Genomic DNA, 24,600 nt, shown 5'->3' with positions numbered 1-24,600 from the left:
AAATGCTATTCCGGAGAGTCCGTCCAATCTTCTCCGTATTCTTCTTTCCAGTCGTTCTCGGGAACGAACTCTCTTTTTAGACCGGAAGAAGCCTTGGCCCTAGCTTTTCTTTTTGCCTTTCTGGCCTTGTCCGCCTTTGCCTTTCTAAGTTTCGCATGCTCGGGATCCTCTATTTTAGAAAGAGCCCTCGCTTCTTCTTCAAATTTTTCGCAGAGTAAGATCCTTGCCTTGTATCGGTTTAATCCTTGGGTACGATGGATGGAACATTTGATCTCGGTCCCAGTAGGTTTATGGAAGAGCCGAACTGCGGTAGATACCTTGTTCACATTCTGTCCCCCCTTTCCCCCGCTTCGAACGAAAGTCTCTTCTAGATCGGACTCCTTGATGCCTAGACCTTCTAGTCTTGCAAGCAAGGCAGCCTCCTTTTCGAGGGAAACGGGAAAGCGAGAGGCCATTTATCTTTTGAGGATCTCTTCCGTATCAAACTGAGTGAAATACGGGAACGGTTTCCCGGAATCGTCCAGACAAACATAGGTGATCTTACAATCTATGATCTCGCGGACTTCTTTCTTCTTTTGGCTCTTCGCAATGGCAGCACAACGGAGAGTGATGGAACTCTTTCCGATCTTCTCTATTTTGGAAAAGATCTGTATGATCTCGCCGAGTAGTCCCGGGCTTTTAAAGACCACATCGTCCATACTCACTGTGACTAGATTCGAATAACCGATCTTCTCCATAACGAACATGGCACAGCCCTCATCGATCCAAGCAAGCATCTGTCCTCCGAAAAGGAATCCGTGCTGGTTCAGATCTCGGGACATGACTATATGTTGGGTGCTCAGGCCCATTCCCTGTATTTTAGAATCTAAGAATACTTCTACACTCATTCTACTCTCCCATTTTCAAGACCAAGGAAGAAGGACATTCTTTCCGCAAGATACATGTCTCGCAGAAGGTTCTATGAGCCTTGCAATACTTTCTTCCTAAAAAGATAAAATATAAAGACAGATCCATCCAGTATTCCGGTTGGATATTCTTCATCAGATCCTTCTCCACCTTGACCGGATCCGATTGGGTGGTTAAACCCAATTTTTTAGAGATACGCTTTACATGGGTATCCACCACGAATCCTTCCGAAATATGATGGATCTCATTCAATACAACGTTAGCTGTCTTTCTTCCGATTCCCGGAAGCTTAGTTAGTTCCGCGATCGTCTTAGGCAATTTCCCATCATAATCCTTTAATAGAGTATTTGCGAAGCCGGAAACCGACTTGGCTTTGTTTTTATAAAAACCTGTAGAGTAAATGATCTTCTCTATTTTCTTTAAAGGAGCTGCGGCTAAGGATTCCAGGGTAGGAAATTCGGCAAAAAGAAGAGGACTGACCTGATTAACCCTCTCATCCGTGCATTGCGCGGAAAGGATCACAGAGATCGCAAATTGATAGTCTTGGGAATATTGAAGAGGAGAATTTACATCCCCGAATTCCTTCCTTAATAGGAAGTAAACTCGGGATACGTATTCAGGGGTTACGGAAAACTTAGGCTTGGACTGCCTTTTTTTGGATTCCGACGTATTTTTTAGGGGCAAGGGCTTGTAGAGATCCTGCGTTATCTTTGATCGCTGCTTTGATTCCTTTCTTTTTCAAGGTTCTTAGAGCACGAGTAGAGATACGAACAGTGACCCAGCGGTTCTCATCTTCCAAGAAGATACGCTTTTTGATCAGGTTGATTTTCCAGGTTCTACGGGTTTTCAGGTGAGAGTGGGAAACATTGTTTCCTGCAATCGTTCCTTTCCCTGTGACGACACATTTTCTGGCCATATTGCGACCATAATTTTCTGCCGAAACAAGCTGTCAAGGAAACCAAAAAGATTCGGGAAAAAACCTCCTATTTTGTCTCCCTCTTCCCGTAACTATACTTTAATCCGCCTCTAGGGGAACCTTCTTCTTAAGAACTTCGAGTACTTCGGAAGGAGAATCGCAATATGTGATCAGGTCCAGATCTAACGGATCTATGAGTCCGTAATCCTTCATTGCATCCAGTTGAAAAATGGAATTCCAGAACTTACTTCCATACAGGATGACAGGGATCTTCAAGTTATTGCGTCCTGTCTGAATAAGGGTCAGGGTCTCGAACAACTCATCCACAGTTCCGAATCCTCCCGGAAAGGCCACTACTCCCTTGGAGAGTCTGAGAAACCAAAGCTTTCGCATGAAGAAATAATGAAATTCAACGCTGATATTTGGATCCACATACGGATTCACCGTTTGCTCGAACGGAAGCCGGATATTTAAGCCAAGGCTAGGTCCTCCGGCTTCTCTCGCGCCACGGTTGGCGGCCTCCATGATCCCTGGACCTCCTCCCGTACAAACCGCCATTCTATGATATTCCTTGGAGATCTCCTTTCCCCAATTCGTGATCAACTTAGCGGTTTCATAGGCTTCCACATAGTAAGAAGATAATTCCTTTCTTTTTTGGAAGAATGCCTCCGCCTTTTCAGTGCGTTCTTCATTCTCCATTGCATTACATTCATCCGGACTCAGGATCCGAGCCGAGCCAAAGATACAGATCGTATCTTTGACCTTTCCGTCCCTAAATATGGATTGGGGATAGTCTATTTCGGCGAGCACTCTCAAATGGAATGCGTCCACCGATCTTAAAAACTCCTCATGTTCTAACGAAGTTCTTCCCATGTTCTTTCCTTGTTTTGAGGGAAGTTAGGCTTGCCTTTCCTAACTCTGTCTGTATCCTTTCCAAGAATGATCGGACCGAGAAGTTTAAAAGAAAAAATTCTGTCGGTCTTTTCTTCTTTTCGTTTTCATTCTTCCGTTAAATGGGAAGCGGAAAAGATCCGACTCCAAAAACGACTCGATCCTTACGTTACCAATCGGATCCAAACCGAGAATATTCGGGATCTTGGCTCGGACGGAACTTCCGCCTCCCAGGATTGGGTCGAAAACCTGCCTCCCTTTTCCTATTCAGAATCTGAGACAGAAGAGATCTTTCCGAATGCGAAACGAAAAGTACAAAGGATCCGAAAGCACAAGGTTTCCCTCTGGTCCCTCTTCTTCTTTTTGCCCTGGAAAAAGAAATTGGCTCATGCGGATCCGAACGTTCGGGCATTTCATCCGGGAGAGGATCTGTTCCTTCCTGAGGAACCTTCCCAAAAAGGAAGAAGGAAACGAAATTTTCAATTTAGGACGGAGCCGTATTTCTGGGAGGCGTGGTTTCCTCAAATCAGTAATCTCACTCTTTCCCCTTTTCTTATTTGGGAGACAAGCGTTCCCTCCGATCTTTTCCAAGACTGCATCTCCGAATCCGTATTACCCGTAGGTGAACCAGGAAAATGGAAGGTCCGCATCCAATCGATGAGGGTGTTAAGTCATCAATTAGGAAGGATCTACGAAGATATGTATCCGAGTCCAAACCGGGTCTATCGAACCGAAGTTTGGGTATACGGTCACAGAAAAGAAGAAGAGATCGATCCGGAGAATCCTCTGTTGTTTCCCTTGGGAGTTTGGATCTCCCCTGAATTCCTCCAAGAAGAAGGGCCCAGACTCAGATGTGGACTTCCCTTTCGTTCCGGAGAAACCGACTGGAAGATAGAAGGAGAAAGGTTAAGTATTCGCATCCGAGGGAAGGAATGGAATTGGGAACCTGCCAAAGAGAATTCCCAATTTCTACAAGCTTTAGAAAGTCCGCATGTGTTTCTAGGAAAATCCTATTATACTTTGCAATCCACTCACTTCGCCCAGGACAGGCAGATCGCTTACTTGTTCAAGAGGGCCATTATCTCGGATCCGATCTTACTCCAACGTTCTAGACCCAAAGAAAAACGTTCCGGAGTCTCTCCGAAGCCGACTCGAATATAACCTTCTACTTCGAAGTCATCCGAAGGAAGAACGAATACTCCCGCTTTTTCGTAGAGAATGTCCGCAAACTTTCTCGCGTCCAAGCCTTCTTGCAGTTTAGGAAATCCGACGACCCCACCTTTTGGTGCATGGAAAAAAGAGATCCCAGGAAGACTTCTCCAAGTACTCTCAAAAAGAGCTATATTCCTCTCTAGATTCTTCTTTATTTGAGCCTGGAGTATTTTCCGTTTCTTTAATAGTTCTAAGGTTAAAAACTCCGAGATTGGTGAGACAGTGTGAGTGAGATAGTCCTTCATGCTTCTTGCTTGCAAAAGAAAATCCTTAGGTCCAACTAACCAGCCGATCCGGAGTCCCATGACGCCGAAGCATTTCGTGATAGAACCAGTAGCGATCGATCTCTCAGAAACCCCGAAACCGCTCCAACCCAGATCTTCTTCTTCCGAAAGAAAACGATAATGCTCGTCGAATAGGATCCAACTGCGGAAATTCCGCCGTTGGGAAAGAATAGAGGTCCGATCTGATGCTTCTGCGATCATCCCTGTAGGATTGTGAGGATGATTGCAAATGATTAACTGAGGATTATTTGCAAATAGAGATCGTATATTTTCATTTCCGAACCCAGGACTTCCCGAAAGAAGTCTAGGCAACAGATCCACTTTTTGGATCCTGGCTCCGATCGATCTAGGAACCTCATACAATGCTTGGAAAGAAGGCCAGAACAGAGAGATGATGTCTTCTGCTTTCAGTAAACTATGAAATGCAATGAATAGAGCCTCTCCCGTTCCTGTTGTGATCAGAACTTCTTCCGGAGAAACATTCGGATAGAGAGAGGCAATCTCTTCTCTCAGATCCATTCTACCTGAATTGGGAGAATCTGCTAGAGATAGTTTTCCAAGTTCTCTTAGATCCAGGTCCAGAGAATCGGCAAGTTCTGCAAGAGTCAGATTTCGGATCCCGCTTTCTCCCAGATTACAAGGAGCGAGGGTCCTAAACCTCTCTAGTCTATCTTCTATAAAAAACTCTCTTAGGCTCACACCAAAGAGTCAGACTTCTTCCGATCAAGAAAGAAGCAAGGCGAAAGCGCCGAAAAAAGAAAGTAAGAACAGACCGAGTAGCACATAGGAGATCCAACTTAAGAAATATCGTAGGTCCTTCAAAGCATATAGGAACTGCTCCGGATCCCGATCGTCCAAGGCCAAGGACTTACGAAAGGAGATAGAGGCCCCATATCCTAGGATCCCCAAAATAAAGAACAAGAGTGCAGAGAGGGAGAAAAGGAGGATCTTCCCCGGATTCTCTCTAAAAAACGCTCCGAAGGCGAGAAGCCCAGAAAGTAAAAAGAGAAGAAAGGAAATATTTCTCAAAACGGCTCGAAGAGAGTCCAGTTCTCTATGTTGTTCGCGAGAAAGTTCGTTAGATTCCATACTTCTAGAATCGGCGAAAAAACGTCTTGAACCAGGAAGAACTAGAATTTTTATTCCAAGTAAGGGCGAACTAGAGAAACATATGGCTACAGAATCCAAATTAATCGAATCCTGGACTAAGGCCCCTTTCCCTCCGAAGGTGCAAGAAGAAGCGAAGTCCATCCTTGGCCGTTTTCAAAAGGGAGAAGTCTCCGGTTTGGAGATCGAGGCCTATACCGTTCCCTTAGAATTCGGGACCGGAGGAATGAGGGGAAGGATCGGAAATGGCATCGGTAGAATGAATGAATTCACCGTTGGCAAAGCTGCCTTAGGCTTTTCTCGGTATTTGGTAAAGAAATCCAAGAAACCCATCCTAGTCATTGCTTATGATTCCAGAAGAAGGTCCAAAGAATTTGCAGAGGTCACTGCGGGTGTTGCGGCGGCCCATGGGATCAAGGTCATCTTATTTTCAGAAGTAGCGCCCACTCCTCTACTCTCTTATGCAGTTCGTTATTATAAGGCAACCGGAGGAGTGGTCCTTACCGCTTCTCATAATCCTCCCGAGTACAATGGGTTCAAAGCCTATCTTGCAAAAGGAGAACAGCTTGCTCCTCCGGACGACAAGAAGATCATTTCACTCATCGAAAAGATCCAAGACTGGAATGAGATCCAATTCCTTTCTCCCAAGGAAGCGGCTTACAAAAAGCTAGTCGCAAAAGCGGGAGCCGATTGCTTTGCAAGTTATCTCAAGGATCTGAAGAAATCCGGGATCGTATCCGCCAAGGTTACAGCAAAAGAAAGATCCCAAATTCGTTTGGTATATTCCCCTCTACACGGTACAGGCGGATACTATATGAAGAAATTATTAAATGATTTCGGATATAAGAACGTAACACTCGTGCCGGAGCAAAAAGATCCGGACGGAGAATTCCCAACCGTAAAATTCCCGAATCCGGAAGAGCCAGAAGCCCTCGCTCTCAGCCAAAAGCTTTCCGAAAAGATCGGAGCGGACGCATTTATAGCCACCGATCCGGATGCGGACAGACTCGGAATTGGGGTAAAGAACAAGGAAGGTGGATACACTCTTCTGAACGGGAACCAGATCGGTTCCATTCTGGCAGCATATTTGGCTGAGAAGGTCTCAGCCAAACCTAAGAAGGGAAAAAAACCTGTATTAGTAAAGACAGTGGTCACCACGGATCTGCAAGCCGAGATCGCAAAGAAGAATAAACTGGCACTCAAGAATGTTCTGACCGGATTCAAGTTCATCGCAGAGGTAATGGGAAAACTCGACAAGAGTAAGACCCAGTATTTCCTATTCGGCGGGGAAGAATCCTATGGATACCTTCCTGTAAACTTCGTGAGAGATAAGGATAGCCTTTCTTCCGCGCTTCTACTCGTAGAAGTATTGGCGGAGAAAAAGGATCTTGTTTCGTATATGAACGAGATCTATCTGAAATATGGTCTCTACCAAGAAGGACTCAAGTCATTGACCCTAGAAGGTCTCGCAGGCAAGAAGAAGATCCAAGACTCCCTGCAATCCCTAAGAGAGAACGATCTGATAGGAAAGACATTAGGAAAACGAAAAGTCATCGGATTCTTGGATTTCAAGAGTAAGACCGTAAAAGGAAGCGCATCCAAATCCGCATTCTCCGGTCTTCCTGCTTCCGATGTGATCCAGCTGGAATTAGAAGGCTCTGCGAAACTTACCATTCGTCCCTCCGGGACGGAACCTAAGATCAAGATCTATTCTTCTTTCAAGAGTGGGAAATCTCCCAAGAAAGAATCGGAAATTCCAGAACTCACAAAAGAGTTATTAGAGGAATTGAAGGAAACAGAAACATTATTTTTACAATTGGCAGGTCTAAAATGAACGATACAGCTAGCGAATTCCAAGCAACCAAAGAACTTACAGACAAATACCTTTTAGATCTGTTCAATCGATATCCCGTGGCCTTCCGCTACGGAGTGAACGAATTACTATTCGATCAGAACAATAAGCAATACATCGATTTTCTATGCGGAGTTGCGGTAACCAATCTAGGTCATAGCGATCCGGATATTATTGAGGCCATCCGCACACAGATCGATAAACTCATGCATACTTCCAATTGGTTCTATTCGGAAGAAGCATCCAAACTTGCAGAACTTCTCATCCTGAATACATTTCCGGGAAAGGTATTCCTATGCAATTCCGGAACGGAGGCAACCGAGGCTGCATTCAAACTAGCAAGGGCGTATGCGGAACAAAAACAGATCCATGATCCGGTCATCCTCTCCTTGCACAAAAGCTTTCATGGAAGGTCGGTATCCGGGATCAGTTTGACCGGTCAAAAGAAATTGCATACAGGTTTCGGAAAGCTTCTAGACGGGATCGAATTCGTAACGGCAAACGACGAAGAAGAACTAGTCGCCGCATTCGAAAGATTTGCAGGAAGAGTGGTTGCATTTGTTGCGGAGCCTATCTTAGGAGAGAGCGGGATCATTCCGTTGACTCACGGCTACATGAACCTTGCAAGAGAGTTAACTCTAGAGAACGAAGCACTCCTTATTCTAGACGAGATACAAACAGGCTTCGGCAGAACAGGAACCATGTTCGCATTCGAAACATTTGGATTTTCTCCGGACGTGATGATGCTTGCGAAGGGTCTTGGGTCCGGATTTCCGATCGGAGCACTTATCATCGCCGAAAAATACCAAAGCGTTCTCGCAAAAGGAACTCATGGAACTACCTTCGGAGGAAATCATCTAGGAGCGGCAATCGCGTATGAAACCATTCGTATTATTCAGACGAGAGACGTTCTAGCGAATGTAAACTCCTGCTCCGAAATCGCATTCAGCCGTCTGCATCAGATCAAGGACAAACTAAAGATCGTAAAAGAGATCAGAGGAAAAGGACTGCATATAGGTGTGGAACTTAGCATTCCTTCTCGCCCCGTAGCCGAGCTTTGCCTAGAAAAAGGTCTGATCGTAAACGCAACTGGAGATACCGTCATTCGTATCATGCCTGCACTTACGATCTCCACTCAGTATTTAAACGAAGGACTGGATATCTTGGAATCCGTCCTAACCCATTTTCAAAACCAATAGAAAAACAAAGGAATCAACTCTATGAAAAAAGTAGCCGTATTAGCGGGAGACGGGATCGGACCGGAAGTCATGAAGGTGGCTTTATCCGTTCTTAAAAAAGCCCTCGGCTCAAAGGTCTCCGAGTTCCAATTTACGGAAAGCTTCGTAGGCGGGATCGCGATAGACAAAACAGGAGGACCGCTCCCTCCGGAAACACTCAAACTTTGCGAAGAATCGGATGCCATTCTATTCGGAAGTGTGGGAGGTCCTAAATGGGAATCCCTTCCTCCGGAAAAGCAACCCGAAAGAGGAGCCCTTCTTCCTTTAAGAAAACATTTCGATCTATTTGCGAATCTACGTCCTGCGATCATTTATCCGGAGCTTAGAAACGCTTCCCCTATCAAGGGAGAGATCATAGGAGAAGGATTAGATATTCTTATCCTGAGAGAACTAACCTCTGGGATCTATTTCGGTCAGCCAAAAGGCAGAGAGGGAAACGGCGCAGAAGAATTCGCATTCGATACCATGAGATATTCCCGCAGAGAGATAGAAAGAGCGGCAAGAGTAGCCTTCGAAGCGGCAAGAAAAAGAAACAATAAGGTCACAAGTATAGATAAGGCGAACGTATTAACCACTTCCGTTTTTTGGAAAGAAGTGGTGATCGATCTGCACAAACGTGAATTTTCCGACGTCCAATTATCCCATCTATATGTGGATAATGCTGCAATGCAATTGATCGTGAATCCGAAACAATTCGATGTGATCCTTTGTGAAAACATGTTCGGAGATATTCTTTCCGACGAAGCATCCATTATCACGGGTTCCATAGGAATGCTTCCTTCTGCGTCCCTTTCCGAATCCGGTTTCGGTCTGTATGAGCCTTCCGGCGGTTCCGCTCCCGACATCGCAGGAAAAGGGATAGCAAATCCGATCGCTCAGATCCTAAGTGCTGCGCTCATGCTACGTTATTCTTTCTCTATGGAAGAAGAAGCAGTCAAAATAGAAAGCGCAGTTAGAAAAGTGATTTCCGAAGGGAAACGGACCAGGGACATCGCCGAGAAAGGTGCTCAAATTTTGGGAACCGAAGAAATCGGAATAGAAATAGAAAAGGTTTTGTAAATTTCTTGAATAAACGGGGATGGTGACTAGATGAAAGGCGGAGTAGCTCCTTCCGGAAGACCGTATCAGGTAATCATTGCGGAAAATTCCAAATTCCAAGCCAAGCAATTGGCGCAGATCTTGGAATCCGAAGGTTACGAAGTAGTCGGATTTGCCGAAACTGGTAAAGAACTTCTGAACATGTATAAGGACAATCGCAAGGTAGATCTGATTACCTTGGATCTTCATCTTCCTGTCCTAGACGGATTTGCTGCATTCTATGAAATGAAGGATATGGGAGTTCTTCCAAGAGTGATCGTGATCACTGACGAGAACACTCCTGCAGTGATCAAGAACCTGACCGACGGTGGAGTCATGGATTATATCGTGAAGCCCATCAAACGAGAGAAGGTTTTAGAAAAAGCAAACGCTACCGTTCGCAAGGCAATTAAGGTATAAAACTCTTTGAGGTTGGGGTAGATATTACTCCAGCCAAATGCAATTCAGGTTTCGATTCGTATCCCCTCTTCTATGACTGAAGTAACCCGAATTCGCATTCATTGTACAAACCCCCGCCGTTTCCAAAAAAGGCTGTACTCCCAAACTTTTGATCCTATGGGTCAGAAATATTTTTTGTTCCAATAAGAACTTTCCGGGCTCGGTCGCCAGCTTCAGAGAATTAGGGACTTCTTTTCTAAAGAGAGAAGCAACATCTTCCCCTACTTCATAATTTTTTCCTGTGGCATACGGTCCCAAATAGAAATGCACGAGTTCCAGATCAATCCCATACTTTTTCTGTACGACGCCCAAGGTCTTTTCAGTAATCCCGGCAAGAGTCCCCTTCCACCCGGAATGAATGACCCCAACCACTGCCGGTCTTCCTGTCCAAAAGAAAATAGGAAGGCAATCTGCAGTCTTTACGACTAGGATCTTTTTGGGCTGGGTCGTGAATAAAGCATCTCCCGTAGGAACTCCGTCGGCAGTCCCCTCCGCTTCGATCACAGTAGTCCCATGTTCCTGGCCGATGAGAAAGATCTCACTTCCTGGGATTTGGGTCGCCTGAGAGACCTTGGATCGGATATATTCTGGATCCGTGGAATCACCTGAGATTTCTCGACTCCCTAAAACCAGGAGCCGGAGGCTTCTTTTATCTTCTAGAAAAAAGCGATGGGTGATCATACTTGACTTGAGGAAGTCCTGGTCTTGTATAGAAAATAGAACTGCATGTCCCAACTCCCGAAAGTAAAAATCTGCGGATTACGCCAAGTAGACGATCTCAAAGTTAGCATAGAAGAAGGAGCCGATCTCATCGGTCTCAACTTCGTGTCTTCCAGCCCCAGACTAGTCTCCCCGAAAGAAGCGGAAATTCTGGTAACTTACTTATATACATCGGTTCCGTCTTTTTTGCGACCTAAAATCGTATTCCTATTTTATAAATCGTCCGGTTCCTTCATAGAATCCATATTAAAAAATCTAGAGTACGATTATGTTCAATACGTTAGCGATGATTGTTTGGCGCCCGGAAATACTTCTCCATTGTACCAAGAGAGAGACGCCAGGATCATTTCTTATAGAGTAAAGGGTCCCGTAAGTGATGATTCCCTTTCTTTTTTAGATTCGAATTTATTAATACTAGATAGCTTTAATCCTGCGGCGGGAGGAGGAACCGGCGAACGCTTTCCTTGGGAATATGTAAGCGAGGTCAAACGTCCCTACTTGCTTGCAGGAGGCCTCAATCCTGAGAACGTTTCCGAGGCTCTAGCGCAGACGGGAGCGTACGGAGTTGACGTAGCAAGCGGAGTGGAATCTTCTCCTGGGGTCAAGGACCCAAATCTTATTCGGAAATTCATTCAAAATGCCAAAAGAAGCGCAAACAACGGAAAATAATACCCCGGATCTAACAGAGGCCTTGGATACTCCCATGATGCGTCAGTATCTGGAGATCAAGGCCAAGTTTCCGGATTCCATTCTATTCTTTCGGATGGGTGACTTTTACGAGATGTTCTTAGAAGACGCTAAGATCGCTTCTTCTATTCTGGACATTGCACTTACCAAGCGCCAGAACTCCGTGCCCATGTGCGGCATTCCATTTCATAGCAAGGACGGATATATCTCCAAACTTCTTTCTGCAGGAAAAAAGATAGCGGTTTGCGAACAGTCCAGACCGGAAGACGGAAATACGAAACTCATGACTAGAGATGTTGTGAGGATCATCACTCCCGGAACAGTGATCGAAGAACACTTACTCTCCGGCTTTCAGAACAATTATCTCTGTGCGATCGTTCCTAAGGCCGCTCTTATCTTCGTGGGAATGGCGGACGTTTCCACAGGAGAGGCTCTTCATTTCGCGGTTCCCATCTCCAAAACGGAGGTATTGGAAAGTGAATTAGTAAAATTTAGACCAAGCGAGATCTGCGTCTTTTCCAAGGACCTGGAAAAGATCCGTTCTTGGCAGAATTTCGGTGAGCGACCCCTTACCGTTCTAGACGAGGCCAAGCTGAATACGGATCAGGCAAAGGATCCCTTCCAGATCGTAACGAAATGTCTGGAATATTATATTAGAGAGAATTATAGGGACGGAACCCTAACACTTCGAGAACCTCGCATCTTGCAGACAGGTTCTTATTTAGAGATGGACAGAGAGACCATTCTAAATCTGGAACTGATCGAGAACGAGAAAGACGATAAGGGTCATACTCTATTCTCTGTTTTGAATTTCTGTAGTACCGCCAAAGGCAAACGAGTACTCAAACAAAGGATCCTATTTCCGGAAACCGATCCTGCGATCTTAAGATCCAGATGGGAAAAGCAAGATATTATCAAGAAGATCCCTCTTGTCCAATTAACCCAAGTGCTTCGGGACCTAGGAGATCTGGAAAGGATCCTGGGAAGATTCAGAGGGAATAAACCTTATCCGAGAGACTTCAAAACCATCCTCTCTTCTATAGAGACCTTGGATTCCCTGCAGTCTACACTTTCCCCATTAGGATATCCGATTACTAAACCAGAAAAACTGGATTCTCTAAAAGATTATATTGAAAGCAGGATCCATACGGACGAACTGCCTGTAATCCTCGGAAATGGAAAATTTTTGAAGGATGGGTTCGATCCTTCTTTGGATAAGGCAAGAGAAGCTGGCACCAAGGGAACAGATTGGATCTTGGAATTAGAAACGGAAGAGAAGAAGAAAACAGGACTCTCTACTCTCAAGATCAAATACAACAAGATCGTAGGTTATTTCATAGAGATCTCCCGAGTCCAAGCAGAACAAGCCCCTAAAGAATATCTTAAAAAACAAACCCTGGTTACTTCCGAAAGATTCACTACGAGTCGCTTAGAAGAGATCGAAAGAACCATCTTAGAAGCGGACGAGATCATCCAAAAAGTGGAACGGATCGAATTCGAGAAGATGGTCCAAACAGTTTTGGAATATTCTTCGGAACTGCTTTTGGTCTCAGAAGAATTCGGCGACCTAGACTTTCAGATCTCTCTATTGAAGGCAGAAGAGAACTTCGGCTGGATCCGAGCAGAGCTCAGCGATGATTCCTCTTTAGAAATGAGGTCTTCTCGTCATCCCGTCGTAGAAGCGAGTCTTCCGGTAGGAGCCAAGTTCACTCCCAATGATGTGACCTTGGACAGTCAGGAAAATGCAGTGGCCATCCTCACTGGACCGAATATGGCGGGTAAGTCCACGTTCATGAGACAGATCGCTTTAAACCAGATCCTTTTCCAGATCGGAGCGAGTGTAGCCGCCGAGAAAGCAAGACTTCCTATTTTGGATCGACTGTTCACAAGGATCGGTGCAGGAGATAATCTGAACGCGGGAGAATCCACCTTCTATGTGGAAATGAAAGAGACCGCGAATATACTCAAGAATTGCACTCCTCAGTCCCTTCTTCTTTTTGATGAAGTGGGAAGAGGGACATCCACATACGACGGAATGAGTATAGCCTGGGCCATCTTGGAGTGCCTTTCCGAAATGCATCCAAGGCCAAAGACAGTCTTTGCAACTCACTATCATGAATTGACGGAGCTCTCTCGCCTTCCTGGAGTATGGAATATCCATATGGAAACAGTGGAGAAGGATGATAAGGTCATTTTCCTCCGAAGAGTGAAACCGGGTAAGGCAAAGAAATCCTTCGGGATTTATGTGGCGCAGCTCGCCGGAGTTCCTGATTCTGTAGTAAAGCGCGCCTCCGAGATCCTAGTAGACATGGAATCCAGAAAGAAGGAGATCCGCATCCAAACTAGGGAACCTTCCCTTTTCCAAGATCTTCCTGCTCCGGGTTCGGAAGGTCAATTCTGGCAGGACTTTAAGAAAGAGATCGCAGATCTTCCGATCGAGTCCATGACCCCACTGGAAGCTTTACGTTTATTGGATGATTGGAAGAAGAGGATTTCTGCCAGAGGGAACTGAAACGCTTTTGTTCCTGCGAATCGCTTCATTCGAAGGAAAGTAAAAAGACCAATCAGGTTTTGGGATTCGTGGTCCACACAGTGATTACAACTATCTAAAGAAAGCGATCTCAATCGAATAAATAAAGTAATACGTCCATAGGAGCGAAATCGATCCAATTGCTGATCTTGGACTTCAGTCCCTCTTTTGCGTGAAAGCCAATCCCAAGGCCAGCCTCTTCTAACATAAGCTGATCGTTTGCGCCGTCACCGACTGCAACAATATTCGATTTTGGGATCTTGAATTCGGACCCTAATTCCAGAAGAGAATCCCTCTTCACATTCTTATCGACCACTCTTCCGGAAACAGTGCCGACGAGCTTCCCGTCTTTTCGATCCAGATAGTTAGCTCGGATCTCATCGATTCCATATTTAGATTTAAATTTCTCTAATATATCCGTAAAGCCGCCGCTAAACACAGCAGTCTTGGAATTCCTTTCCTTTAGGCCTATAAGTAATTCGGGCACTCCATGATTTACTCTGATCTTGGAATACAGATCGTCGAAAACGCTCAAAGGGAGATCTTTCAAATAGGTGCAACGTTTTCGCAGAGCCTCTATAAAATTCAGATTCCCTTCCATTGCCTCTTTTGTGACGGATGCCACCTCATCGTAGACTCCTGCGAATCGAGCAAGCTCGTCTATGACTTCCTCTTGGATCAGAGTAGAATCCATATCGAAGCAGAATAGAGTGCGTCCTTGGAGAAACTGGGGGATCTGTATCAGGTCTATCTGTCCTGATTTATGCAGCTCTTGTCTGAGATCGACCAACTCCTCTCTAGAAAGAGAGAGATCTGTTCTCCAAACATCGCATACATACTCTTGGGAGACTTGCTTCCTTCTTTCTAAAAGGACAGGCTGCTTCCTTTGATGGGAAAGTTGATTGGATAGATTTTCGGGATCCGAATCGTTTTTAGGTCTGAAGAATAAGATCACTAGGATTATCGAACGATGGATTTCATTTTACGAAGCCAGATAATATAGGCGTCCCTATTGATATGGATCGGGTCCTTTTTGCCGTTATAAGAAAGAGCCAATTCCTCTCGAATGAAAGGGATCTCTTTTTGTCTGAACTCTGGCCAGATATCCAAGAACTGAACGTTTTGGTTCTCGTTTGCGATCCGCAAAAGCCATGCGTTTACGATCGGAGAAATAGAATTCACATTTCGACTTAGGACCGGAGGGATTCCCAGGATCAAGATCTTGGTATTCGGAAGCCCTTTCCGGATCTTTTGGATCAACTTTCTATGGATCCCTTCAATATAGTCCAAGCATTTTCCGTCTCGGATATCGTTTCCGCCGATCTCTAGAATAACTGTGGAAGGTTTTAGATTGAGTACGGTCGTATCGAGGCGGTCCAGGAGTAGTTCCGTCATATCTCCCGCGATCCCACGGTTCACGGCACCAGGAAAATTCGCCTGAGTCAGATCCGCAGGAATACCTGCAATCAGGCTATTTCCAACGAAGACTATATTCGCTTTTTTTAATTTTTCGTTCTCTTTAGTATATGCGAGAACCGCTGCCAGATACAATTTTTGGTAGGCTTCCCATTCTTCTGAATCTCGAATACCTACCTTATCCACACATTTGAAAGCCGGGTTATAATAGTCGTATACTGTCCTGGGTTGAAAAACAGAACAAGATATTAGGGAAAGAAGAAAAAAACAAATCCCTAACGCTTTCATTTGATCTTTAGTCCCTTTAAGATTCTTAGTTCTCAGATTCTTTCATATGGAATCTTTTATGCCAGTCGGCAATCTGAGCCTGTAAGTATTCCTCAGTGTCGCAAATTCTAAATTCAATTGGGTTATTGGAAACTGTATCGATCAATTTGGCTTCAATATAGCCATTTTTTAGTTTATTGATCTCTATTTTGTATTTCATCCGACAATCTCCGATATATCCAGGATTTTCATCCCTACTAGAGTTTCAATCCAAACGCTACCTTAGGATCGGAAAACCCTAGAAACGTAAACTCCCGTCGTGTAAGAAACGCTAAACGATATCGATTCGCAACCCAAAACTAATTCTTAGATTTTTTATATTTATAGAGGCCTGGAAAATTCTCGGGAGCATAGGGATGATCTTTTCCCAGGGCAGATTCCCAATCGATTTCCTCTCCCAGTCCGGAAGAAAATTCAGGATAGAATCCTGCATCCAATATAGTTCGAATTGTTTCCGCAGCATCCGAACCTTTCACGTTCAAGTATCCGCTCGCAAACAAGGAATTGGCGGCATACAATGCCATGCCTTGTAGCCCTCTCAAATGGCCCTCTCTCCCTGCAGCGATCCTTACTTCAGAATCAGGATTCACCAGACGGAATGCGATCAGGGTTCTTAAACAAAATTCGGGGCTTAAGGCTTGAGGATTTTTGATTGCATGCCCAGCGATAGGCAGGAAGAAATTGACCGGAATGGAGATCACTCTCAGATTCTTGATCTCAAAAATTACATCGACTAGATCGTGAAGGGATTCTCCCATTCCTACGATCACTCCGGAACACATTCCCACTCCTGCTTTCATCAAGTGGGTAATGGTCTCCACCCTTTGTTCGTAAGTATGAGTATCGCAGATCTCCGGATAATGTGCCTTGGAAGTGTTTAGGTTATGATTGTATCGGTCCAGACCCGCAGCCCTTAAACGCTCCGCCTTTTCTTGGTCCAAAAGTCCGGCAGAAAGGCATACTTTCAGTCCTAATTCCTTGCTGATCTTTTCGATAGTCAGTGCGAGCTTTTCAGTCGTAGGAGCGTTCGGTCCGGTCCCTGCAGTCACCATACAGAAACGATAGGCTCCATTTTCTTTTGCCTGTACAGCATCCTCGAAGATCTCTTCCGGGCTTTTTATGGAGTATTCTTGGATACCTGAGCTTGCATTCTTTCTTTGTGCACAGTATCCGCAGTCTTCTGGGCAATGCCCATTCTTAATATTATCTAATACGTGAATTCGAACCGTTTTACCGAAGTATTTTTCCCGAACCTTGTACGCCATATCCAGAGCCGTAGTCAGAGGAGTCTCTCCGCTTAGGATAGCATACGCTTCTTCTCTAGTGATTACGCTAGGAACCTCGGATAGGCTTTTCTCTTCCGAGGAGATCGGGGTTTCGAGAGTCGATTTCATTCTGCCGTTATTATTCGCGGCCCTAGGCTCTTTGGCAATCGTTAATTCAGGTAAAAAACAGCCGTTCTTTAATTCGGGACTTTGTAGTAAGCAAGCGCTTCTCGGATCGCCATGAAAACTTTCTGTAAGGAGGCCTTAGAGATATTATAGGGAGGCGTGATATAAATCACATTCCCAAGCGGTCTTAAGACTACTCCCTTATCCAAACAAAGTCTTCTGAATTCCCTTGCAAAAGTATTAATATACCCAGGCTCTTCTTTTCCTGTGTATAGTTCCCCTACTCCTACGGCACCTAACACTCTTACGTTCTTGATCTTGTCCGGAAATTCAGACCTGAGCTTCGCCCAACCTTCTTCCATATAGGATTCGAGGTTCTTTACGTCTCTCAGTCTGTTTTCGTCCTTGAATATTCGCAAAGATGCAAGTGCTGCCGCACATCCGCCCGGATAACCTGTCATGGTATGTCCGTGAAAGAATGCCTTCAAAGGATCGGCGGATACAAATTCTCGATAGATCTCTTCTCTCACTAATGTGGCGGCAAGAGGAAGAGCTCCTGCAGTTAGTCCCTTTGCCAAAGCGATCATATCGGGCTGAATGCCGGCGGACTGGAATGCAAAATTATAACCGGTTCTCCCGAAACCGGTAAATACCTCGTCCAAAAGAAGAAGCACCCCATAACGTTTCGTGATCTCTCTTAACCGAGTAAGTACAGACGGCTTGTGGAAAAGCATTCCTCCTGCACCGGCGATGAGAGGCTCCAAGACCACGGCTACGACCTCTTCGGAATGACCGGAGAGATAGGCTTCTATTTCATCCAAACAATCTTCCATGCAAGAATGAGGGATCTTTCCGACTGGGCATTCATGGCAGGCAGGAGAAGGAAAATGACGGGTCGGGAACAGTAAGGATTGGAAGACCCGATTGAAAACGGATTCTCCGCCCACACTCATGGCCCCTATGGTATCCCCATGGTAGGAGCCGGAGAAGGTTAAGAATGTCTTCTTCTTTTCCAATCCTTGGTTCCTAAAGAATTGCAGCGCGATCTTGAGCATGATCTCTAAGGCGGTGGAACCGTTATCCGAATAGACCACCTTATGGAAATTCCAGCCCGCAAACTCTAGTAGCTCATGCGCTAGCTCCAGAGCGGGGGGATGAGTGAACCCGGCAAGAAGCACATGGTCCAAGATTTGAGCCTGCTCTTGGACAGCGGCCACCATCTGAGGATGGTTGTGACCGTGAATGCTCACCCACCAAGAAGAGATCGCATCAATGTATTCCTTTCCATTCTCATCGTACAAGAATTCTTCCTTCGCAGAAACAATCTTTAAAGGAGGGTCGGAATCTAGCTGGACTGTATAAGGATGCCAAATCAAGGGAAAAGAATATCCGGTAGAATTCTGTCTGGATCGAACTCTTCTACAACCTTATCTAAGAATTCCTGTCTAGACAACTTTCTTTCTTCCAAGAGAAAGGTCCCAAGTAGCCCGATCTCGGCGGCTTCTATGATGGTACGAATATTATCCGAACGTAAAGGATTTTCGGGTCCGATGAAATAAACTCCGAGCAAGCGAATATCCCTCTTTCGGATCGCTTCGATCGACAATAAGGTATGATTGATTGTGCCTAATTCTGTGGAAGCCACAAGTACCAGCGGAAGCTTGGATTGTTCCACGAGATCCATTGTGAAGAAGTAGCGATTGAGAGGCACATAGACTCCTCCTGCTCCTTCTACCAGGATCTTCTCTCCCTTGATGCTGAATAGATGCCTGGACAATTCACCCGTGTCCACAGTCAGGTTTTCCATTTCGGATGCCAGATGAGGAGAAGCAGGAAGTTCGAATGTATAATAATTCTTTAGAAAATGAGATTCGTTCAGACCGGTTAAATTCATAACCTTGACACGATCCGAATCGGACCCGGTCTGGATGGGTTTGAAATATTTCAAGCCTAGGGATTTTGCATACTTGGCCATGACCAAAGAACAAAATAAGGTCTTACCTACATCAGTACCGGTCCCTGAAACGAATACGGACAAATTAATTCTCCTGAATAATGCGGATGAACCGATCCAAGTCATTTTTCTCGACCTTGGCGTTGATCGAGACCCGGATCCTAGATACATCCACCGTAGGCGGACGTATCGCCTTGGCCTGGAAACCTTCTCCAGCTAATTTATCAGCCAGATCCAAGGCATGTGCTTCCGAACCAAGTAATATAGGAACGATCTGAGAAGAAGAATTGCCTGTATCCTTTCCGATCGCTTGCAGAGAAGAACGCAGATGCTCAGCAAGAGCTAGGACCTTCTTTCTTTCCTCATTCATTTCTTGTACGAGTTGCACGGAGGTCAGTCCAGCATGAGCGATCGCAGGCATAGGAGCGGTAGAGAATACGAAGGTCCTTGCAGAATGGAGCAAGTATTTTCTTGCATCCGCAGAAGTAGAGACCATCGCTCCTTCCAGACCCAATGCCTTTCCAAAAGAAGACATCCTAAAATCGATATTCGAAATTTCCGAAGGGACCTGCGCAGAAGAAAGTCCCGCTCCCTTCTCCCCGAAAACTCCTATAGAATGAGCCTCGTCCAGATAGAGGAGACATCCGTATTTTTCCTTCAAGGAAAGAAGAGCGGGAAGATCGCTCGCATCCCCATCCATACTGAAGATAGATTCTGTAACGATCATCTTATTCGCATGACCGGAATACTTTTTAAGCAGATCTTCCAGATGCTCCATATCGCAATGTCTATAATAGATCTTCTTTCCGCCGGAAAGTCTTACCCCATCCATCAAAGAAGCATGGTTCTTCCGATCGCAAAAGATCATATAAGAAGGATCTGCCACGCAGGAAATCGTCCCTACATTCGCGGCATACCCATTCGCGAGAAAAAGAGAAGATTCGGAATGAACCCAATTCGAGAACTCAGATTCAAGTTCTTCGAAAACAGTACGATGTCCTCGGACCAGACGACTTGCAGTAGAACCTGCGCCGTAGAGATCGATCCCTTCTTTTAAAGCTTCTTGTAATTTAAGATTTTGTGATAGGCCCAGGTAATCGTTGGAACAAAGGTCCAGGCCGGAAGGAGGGTCCAGGGAGCGGACCCTCTTTTGAGATTCTAACCTAGAGAAATAGGCAGGAAGCTCCGAAAAGAAAGGAAGATTCTTTGGTTTCGTTTCCTGCACTTTTCTCAATGGGAATTAGAGCATCCCTTTGACTTCGTCCCTTTCTGCTTTCAGTTCGTCGTGAGTGATATTGAACTTCTCTTTTGCAAAGTCGTTCAATTCCAGACCTTTGATGATCTCTACCTTGTTTCCGTCGGATTTGACTGGGTATCCGAAGATGAGTCCCTTGTCCGCACCATAAGAACCGTCGGAAGTCACCGCAACGCTGAACCAGTCTCCAGTAGGAGTAGGAGTAATGATCTGACGAACAGTATCCACTACACCGTTTGCAGCGGACGCAGCAGAAGAAGCTCCTCTCGCCTTGATGATCTCCGCTCCTCTTTGCTGAACGTTCTTAATGAAATCCCCTTTCAACCAATCATGGTCTTTGACCACATCGGTTGCAGGTTTTCCGCCGATCTTAGCGTTATAGAAGTCAGGATATTGAGTAGAAGAATGGTTTCCCCAGATGGCAACATTGGTTACATCTTTCACCAAAGCACCGCCTTTGATCGCTAATTGGGATTTAGCACGGTTCTCATCTAGTTTAGTCATCGCAAACCAACGATCCGTAGGAACTCCTTTCGCGTTATTCATTGCGATGAGGCAATTTGTATTGCATGGGTTTCCTACAACCAGGACCCTTACGTCGGAAGAAGCGTTCTTCTCGATCGCCTTTCCTTGGTTCACGAAGATCCCTCCGTTGATTTTAAGAAGGTCGCTTCTTTCCATTCCTGCTTTTCTAGGAACGGAACCTACTAGGAGCGCCCAGTTGATATCTTTGAATGCGGTGTCTAAGTCGGCGGAGACTGTAACCTTTTGCAAAAGTGGAAAAGCGCAGTCTTCCAATTCCATAATAACGCCTTTAGCAGCCGGTAATGCGGCTTCTAATTCCAACATTTGGATCTCGACAGGGGTATCCGCACCGAACATTTGCCCGGAAGCGATCCTAAACAGAAGGGAATACCCGATTTGTCCTGCGGCGCCTGTGACTGCAACCTTAACCGTTTTTGCCATTTGATTTGTAACTCCTAACTCAGTAAGTATATATTGATCGACTAGTTCTTCTTCAGTTCTTCATCGATGATCTTTGTAAAATTTTGGATCGGCATATTGCCTTCCACTAAGATACCGTTGATGAAGAAAGCGGGTGTTCCATTCACACCGTATTTCTGTCCGGCAACCATATCGGACTCGATCTCTTTTTTGATCGCAGCTTCGTCGGCGATGCAACGATTAAAAGCGTTCATGTCCAGTCCGGCCTGTTTAGCAAGTGCAATCACATTCTGTTTTTCTAATTTTCTTCCGTTTTGGAAGAGAAGGCTATTCAACTGCCAGTATTTTCCCTGAGGAATGGAACAGTTCGCCGCGACATGCGCAAACATCGCATTCTTATGGAAGGACATAGGGAAATCGCGGAAGACCCACTTGATCTTATCCTTGTATTGTTGTCTCAAGGAATTGGTAGTGGTCTGACTCATCGCGCAATATGGACATTCGAAATCGGAGAATTCCACGATGGTAACCTTTGCATCGTTCGGCCCAAGGGTCGGGTTCTCGCTCGGCTCGATCGCGATACGAGAAGGAGGAGGAAGTTCCGGTCCTTTAATCTCGGTTACGTACTTGTCTCGAAGACCTTGGTAGAATGCTTGCTTCTCTCTGTCTTCTTGGACCGCTTTCAGATAATTTACGATATCGGAGCGGACCTCGTTTAAGGACTTCCCTTTTAATTCTTGGTCCTTGAATTGATTGTACGCTTGAGTGATCTCTTGCGGACTAGGCTCATATCCGGATCCGAATTTGGTCAGTTCTTCTACAGGAACTCCTCTAGAAGCTGCTTCTCTTTTTAGGATCTCCGAAGAAGCCAATTGGGAGAAGAGTCTGTACATCTGCTGGTTGTTTTCCTGCAGGTATCTGCGATAAGCGGAAGGGTTATCCTTCTCGACATCGCCGATCGTATAGAGTCTGTAACCGATCCACATGTAATGGTCGGGAAGGAAGAATTTTACGATCGGATAAATGGATAATAGAACGTATACCAAAAAGACCCAAGGAAGAGCGATCTGGATTTTGGACCAAGGAATGCGGTCCCAAAAGCGGGAAGGATTTTCTTCTGACATAATCTCCGAACCGGGGAAAATCTTTCCCCTAGCTGCCAATTTAGAAAGCTGACTATTAGACGCAAACGAATAATTCCGCGGATTTACGGAGCTAAAACCGAGAGTAAAATTACCGAAAACCGGCACTCTTTTGGAATTCTTTCGAAAAAAAATTAAGCAAACATCTCTATTTCCGATAGGAATACATAGGGGAATCCTTCCTCAGAACCGAGGGGTTTTAGCTTAGAAGGAATTCTCATGGAGAACTGCTCTCCCCTCGGGCGCTGCAGTTTGGAAGGTAGGCCTAAAAACGGAGGTTTGGGTTTATGAATGTAAACGGAATACAGCCGGGCTCTTACCCGACAGTCGCTTGGTCTCCGCCTGCAAAGGAGCCTAAGCTAGAGATCGAACCGATTGCAGTGGATACATTGGCAATCCAAAGTTTGGAAAAGAAATTGGAGAAGACCGGCAAGAATCCGAGTCCGGACGACCTAGTCATGAGACCTTCTCCCGTTTCTGCGGAAGAAAGAATGAGCCAGGTCATTAGCCCTGAACAGATGAAGGACCTTCTTTCTATGATAGTAAGTTCAAGATTCAGCTCTTCCCCAAAAGGAAAGATGGAAAGCAAAAAAATAGATCTCAAAGGCTAGGACTTGTATTATATCTTAGCCTTAATCTTTTCTCCTAAGCTGGACTTAGCACTCGGTCTCCTAAGCGCAATCGCGTTCTTGGGAATGGGATTCTTTGTCTATTGGGAGATCCTACGTCCGTATGCGGCAAAAACAAGACCAGGACAGCTTCTTCCTCCGGATGAAGGAGATACTTTCGAAGTGGTAGTCCCGGAAAGCACTCGTATTTATAGATTCTCAGTGGGACAGAAGTTCGGGAATATCTCCACATTCTCCAAGGCAATACAGGACGATCATATCGTATTCGTGATCAAGAAAGGAAAGGACTCGGAAGATTACGATATCCTGATCAATCGCTCCGGTCCTGTGCTCATGAAGCCTCCCCGCATGCAATACTTCGCTAAGATGGAATCCAACGAAAAGTTAGAGAGCCATGAGATCATAGGACAGACCGCTTCCTTCAGGATATCCGATAAGATCACTAAAGATAGAATGACCCAATATTTCGAGATTGGACTTACTTCGAACTTCTTTATGAACAAGATGGGAAAGGAAAGAATGAGATTCGTCTTTAGCGTACAAAAGATCCATCCTGGGATCGCTCTTAGCTCTAAGGATAAGAAAGGACTCTATTCTTTCGGCAAGGAAAGATCATCGTACGAAGAAGAAGCAGAGTGATGGATTTCAGGAAATCTTGCGAGAAGAGATCCTAGCTCCCACAGTGTCGGTTCCCAAGCGGATCAGTTTGCATTTGATCCCCTTCTCCTTAGAAAAGGAATTCGTTAATTCCAAGAGTTTCCTTTCTAATCTCTTAGAATCCTTCCTTCGAACATAAGCAACGACCGTTGGTCCGCTTCCGGAAAGAGAGACTCCGATGGAAAGGTCCTTGATCTCTCTCACTAGAGGAAGAAGCGGAAATTCCTCATTCATCCTGTAGGGAGTGTGGATCCTGTCTTCTAAGGCTCTTTCGAGTAAACCTGGTTTTCCGGAATCCAAGAATTCCCACCAGGTGGCCATCCGGCTCATATTAAAGATCACATCCGCTGTGGAATATGTATCCGGCAAACATTTACGGGAATGATTGGTCGCGATCTCAAGCTCCGGGATCAAGAAGAAGCAATGGATATTCTTTGGGAATTTGCGTTTGAAATAATATAGTCTTTCTTCTGCGAAGTAGGAGAATACGAATCCACCTAAATAGGCAGGAGTCGTATTGTCCGGATGACCTTCTAAAAGTGCAAGTCTGTACAAGAACTCAGACTCACTCGGAAGTTTCGTGTCCGGAAAATATTTCTCCTGAGCAAACCTAGCCGCACAAAATCCGGCGACTACTGCACTCGCACTGGAGCCAAGCCCTCCCTTTAAAGGAAGATCCAGGTCCATGACCACTGAATAAGGAGTGGGCTCTACATGTGCTTGGACCTGGCCACTTACGAATTGGGAAAAATATTCTCTGTAAGATTGTAGTACAAGATCTTCGTCGTCAGTAAAGGGAGATTCCCCTTCTTCTCTACCTTTGATCTTACGCTGGAATTGGTTAGTCTTTCCGAATTCGAATGTGAATTCATTATAGATCTGAAATGCCATTCCCAAAAGGTCGAAGCCAGGACCTAAGTTGGCGGAAGTGCCCGGAACCTTGATCTGGAATTTATATTTCGGACCGTTCATGGAAGAAGATTCTAATTGTCTGGATGACTTCTG

At 45.3% G+C, this 24,600-nt stretch carries 26 protein-coding genes; 9 read left to right on the top strand and 17 right to left on the bottom strand.

The window, feature by feature from the left end; genetic code table 11:
• Window positions 1-5: 5 nt before the first annotated feature.
• The 5 genes from EHO57_RS03145 to EHO57_RS03125 all read right to left on the bottom strand — a co-directional run bounded on the left by EHO57_RS03145 (window position 6) and on the right by EHO57_RS03125 (window position 2,695).
• The gene (locus tag EHO57_RS03145; protein ID WP_135642810.1) at window positions 6-455 is read right to left on the bottom strand and encodes a peptide chain release factor family protein; all 450 of its coding nucleotides are present in this window, start codon (window positions 453-455) and stop codon (window positions 6-8) included.
• Complete coding sequence (locus EHO57_RS03140; RefSeq protein WP_135642808.1) at window positions 456-887, bottom strand: acyl-CoA thioesterase; 432 nt, start codon at window positions 885-887, stop codon at window positions 456-458. It lies immediately after the preceding gene.
• 1 nt (window position 888) lies between these two features.
• Window positions 889-1,590, bottom strand: a complete 702-nt coding sequence (locus EHO57_RS03135) for an endonuclease III domain-containing protein (protein ID WP_135642806.1) — start codon at window positions 1,588-1,590, stop codon at window positions 889-891.
• The gene (gene rpmB / locus EHO57_RS03130; RefSeq protein WP_135642804.1) at window positions 1,541-1,822 is read right to left on the bottom strand and encodes a 50S ribosomal protein L28; all 282 of its coding nucleotides are present in this window, start codon (window positions 1,820-1,822) and stop codon (window positions 1,541-1,543) included. The genes EHO57_RS03135 and rpmB overlap by 50 nt, the downstream gene beginning before the upstream one ends.
• Before the next feature lie 99 nt (window positions 1,823-1,921).
• The gene (locus tag EHO57_RS03125) at window positions 1,922-2,695 is read right to left on the bottom strand and encodes an LOG family protein (protein WP_135642802.1); all 774 of its coding nucleotides are present in this window, start codon (window positions 2,693-2,695) and stop codon (window positions 1,922-1,924) included.
• A gap of 30 nt (window positions 2,696-2,725) precedes the next feature.
• Here EHO57_RS03125 and EHO57_RS03120 point away from each other — a divergent pair, with 30 nt between their 5' ends.
• Window positions 2,726-3,874: a hypothetical protein gene (locus EHO57_RS03120; protein WP_135642799.1), complete on the top strand. Its 1,149-nt coding sequence runs from the start codon at window positions 2,726-2,728 to the stop codon at window positions 3,872-3,874.
• Here the strand turns inward: EHO57_RS03120 and EHO57_RS03115 are convergent.
• Entirely contained in the window at window positions 3,772-4,908 is a 1,137-nt protein-coding gene (locus EHO57_RS03115; RefSeq protein ID WP_135642797.1) for an aminotransferase class I/II-fold pyridoxal phosphate-dependent enzyme, read from the bottom strand. The two genes, EHO57_RS03120 and EHO57_RS03115, sit on opposite strands and share 103 nt — an antisense overlap.
• 24 nt (window positions 4,909-4,932) lie before the next feature.
• The gene (locus EHO57_RS03110; protein ID WP_135642795.1) at window positions 4,933-5,298 is read right to left on the bottom strand and encodes a hypothetical protein; all 366 of its coding nucleotides are present in this window, start codon (window positions 5,296-5,298) and stop codon (window positions 4,933-4,935) included.
• Window positions 5,299-5,380: 82 nt separating this feature from the next.
• Between EHO57_RS03110 and EHO57_RS03105 the strand changes: the two genes are divergently transcribed.
• The 4 genes from EHO57_RS03105 to EHO57_RS03090 are packed head-to-tail and all read left to right on the top strand — an operon-like array spanning window position 5,381 to window position 9,903.
• Window positions 5,381-7,150: a phospho-sugar mutase gene (locus EHO57_RS03105; protein ID WP_135642793.1), complete on the top strand. Its 1,770-nt coding sequence runs from the start codon at window positions 5,381-5,383 to the stop codon at window positions 7,148-7,150.
• A complete protein-coding gene (locus tag EHO57_RS03100; protein WP_135642791.1) occupies window positions 7,147-8,367 on the top strand; it encodes an acetylornithine transaminase in 1,221 nt (406 codons plus the stop codon). Before EHO57_RS03105 ends, EHO57_RS03100 begins: the two co-directional genes overlap by 4 nt.
• 21 nt (window positions 8,368-8,388) lie before the next feature.
• The gene (gene leuB / locus EHO57_RS03095; RefSeq protein WP_135642789.1) at window positions 8,389-9,465 is read left to right on the top strand and encodes a 3-isopropylmalate dehydrogenase; all 1,077 of its coding nucleotides are present in this window, start codon (window positions 8,389-8,391) and stop codon (window positions 9,463-9,465) included.
• Window positions 9,466-9,495: 30 nt separating this feature from the next.
• Entirely contained in the window at window positions 9,496-9,903 is a 408-nt protein-coding gene (locus tag EHO57_RS03090; RefSeq protein ID WP_135642786.1) for a response regulator, read from the top strand.
• Between the two features lie 24 nt (window positions 9,904-9,927).
• Here EHO57_RS03090 and EHO57_RS03085 read toward each other — a convergent pair whose 3' ends face one another.
• Window positions 9,928-10,623 carry a purine nucleoside phosphorylase YfiH/LACC1 family protein gene (locus tag EHO57_RS03085; protein ID WP_135642784.1) on the bottom strand — a complete coding sequence of 232 codons (696 nt, stop codon included), beginning with the start codon at window positions 10,621-10,623 and terminating at the stop codon, window positions 9,928-9,930.
• A gap of 45 nt (window positions 10,624-10,668) precedes the next feature.
• Between EHO57_RS03085 and EHO57_RS03080 the strand changes: the two genes are divergently transcribed.
• A complete protein-coding gene (locus EHO57_RS03080) occupies window positions 10,669-11,331 on the top strand; it encodes a phosphoribosylanthranilate isomerase (RefSeq protein ID WP_135642783.1) in 663 nt (220 codons plus the stop codon).
• Window positions 11,300-13,861 carry a DNA mismatch repair protein MutS gene (gene mutS / locus EHO57_RS03075; protein WP_135642781.1) on the top strand — a complete coding sequence of 854 codons (2,562 nt, stop codon included), beginning with the start codon at window positions 11,300-11,302 and terminating at the stop codon, window positions 13,859-13,861. The genes EHO57_RS03080 and mutS overlap by 32 nt, the downstream gene beginning before the upstream one ends.
• 109 nt (window positions 13,862-13,970) lie before the next feature.
• Here mutS and serB read toward each other — a convergent pair whose 3' ends face one another.
• The 8 genes from serB to EHO57_RS03035 all read right to left on the bottom strand — a co-directional run bounded on the left by serB (window position 13,971) and on the right by EHO57_RS03035 (window position 22,291).
• Window positions 13,971-14,834 carry a phosphoserine phosphatase SerB gene (serB, locus tag EHO57_RS03070; protein WP_135642779.1) on the bottom strand — a complete coding sequence of 288 codons (864 nt, stop codon included), beginning with the start codon at window positions 14,832-14,834 and terminating at the stop codon, window positions 13,971-13,973.
• Between the two features lie 5 nt (window positions 14,835-14,839).
• Window positions 14,840-15,583 carry a GDSL-type esterase/lipase family protein gene (locus EHO57_RS03065; RefSeq protein ID WP_135642777.1) on the bottom strand — a complete coding sequence of 248 codons (744 nt, stop codon included), beginning with the start codon at window positions 15,581-15,583 and terminating at the stop codon, window positions 14,840-14,842.
• A 338-nt stretch (window positions 15,584-15,921) separates the two neighbouring features.
• Window positions 15,922-17,016 carry a biotin synthase BioB gene (bioB, locus tag EHO57_RS03060; protein WP_135642775.1) on the bottom strand — a complete coding sequence of 365 codons (1,095 nt, stop codon included), beginning with the start codon at window positions 17,014-17,016 and terminating at the stop codon, window positions 15,922-15,924.
• Between the two features lie 68 nt (window positions 17,017-17,084).
• The gene (gene bioA / locus EHO57_RS03055; protein WP_135642773.1) at window positions 17,085-18,389 is read right to left on the bottom strand and encodes an adenosylmethionine--8-amino-7-oxononanoate transaminase; all 1,305 of its coding nucleotides are present in this window, start codon (window positions 18,387-18,389) and stop codon (window positions 17,085-17,087) included.
• Window positions 18,386-19,051 (bottom strand): dethiobiotin synthase, encoded by a 666-nt coding sequence (bioD, locus tag EHO57_RS03050; protein ID WP_135642771.1) that lies wholly within the window; start codon window positions 19,049-19,051, stop codon window positions 18,386-18,388. Before bioD ends, bioA begins: the two co-directional genes overlap by 4 nt.
• 1 nt (window position 19,052) lies before the next feature.
• Window positions 19,053-20,102, bottom strand: a complete 1,050-nt coding sequence (locus tag EHO57_RS03045) for an aminotransferase class I/II-fold pyridoxal phosphate-dependent enzyme (RefSeq protein WP_246050516.1) — start codon at window positions 20,100-20,102, stop codon at window positions 19,053-19,055.
• 105 nt (window positions 20,103-20,207) lie between these two features.
• Entirely contained in the window at window positions 20,208-21,188 is a 981-nt protein-coding gene (locus EHO57_RS03040; protein ID WP_135642767.1) for a malate dehydrogenase, read from the bottom strand.
• Between the two features lie 41 nt (window positions 21,189-21,229).
• Window positions 21,230-22,291, bottom strand: a complete 1,062-nt coding sequence (locus EHO57_RS03035; RefSeq protein ID WP_135642765.1) for a DsbA family protein — start codon at window positions 22,289-22,291, stop codon at window positions 21,230-21,232.
• 305 nt (window positions 22,292-22,596) lie between these two features.
• Here EHO57_RS03035 and EHO57_RS03030 point away from each other — a divergent pair, with 305 nt between their 5' ends.
• Window positions 22,597-22,920 carry a hypothetical protein gene (locus EHO57_RS03030; RefSeq protein ID WP_135642763.1) on the top strand — a complete coding sequence of 108 codons (324 nt, stop codon included), beginning with the start codon at window positions 22,597-22,599 and terminating at the stop codon, window positions 22,918-22,920.
• A gap of 3 nt (window positions 22,921-22,923) precedes the next feature.
• Entirely contained in the window at window positions 22,924-23,577 is a 654-nt protein-coding gene (locus EHO57_RS03025) for a hypothetical protein (RefSeq protein WP_135642761.1), read from the top strand.
• 6 nt (window positions 23,578-23,583) lie between these two features.
• On the opposite strand, the gene thrB is transcribed toward EHO57_RS03025, so the two are convergent.
• The gene (gene thrB / locus EHO57_RS03020) at window positions 23,584-24,567 is read right to left on the bottom strand and encodes a homoserine kinase (RefSeq protein ID WP_135643326.1); all 984 of its coding nucleotides are present in this window, start codon (window positions 24,565-24,567) and stop codon (window positions 23,584-23,586) included.
• Window positions 24,568-24,600 lie beyond the last annotated feature (33 nt).

It is taken from the genome of Leptospira langatensis, from assembly GCF_004770615.1.
Lineage (GTDB): Bacteria > Spirochaetota > Leptospiria > Leptospirales > Leptospiraceae > Leptospira_B > Leptospira_B langatensis.
The sequence above is the reverse complement of the archived record's forward strand: the minus strand, read 5'-3'. Positions and strand labels throughout refer to the sequence as shown.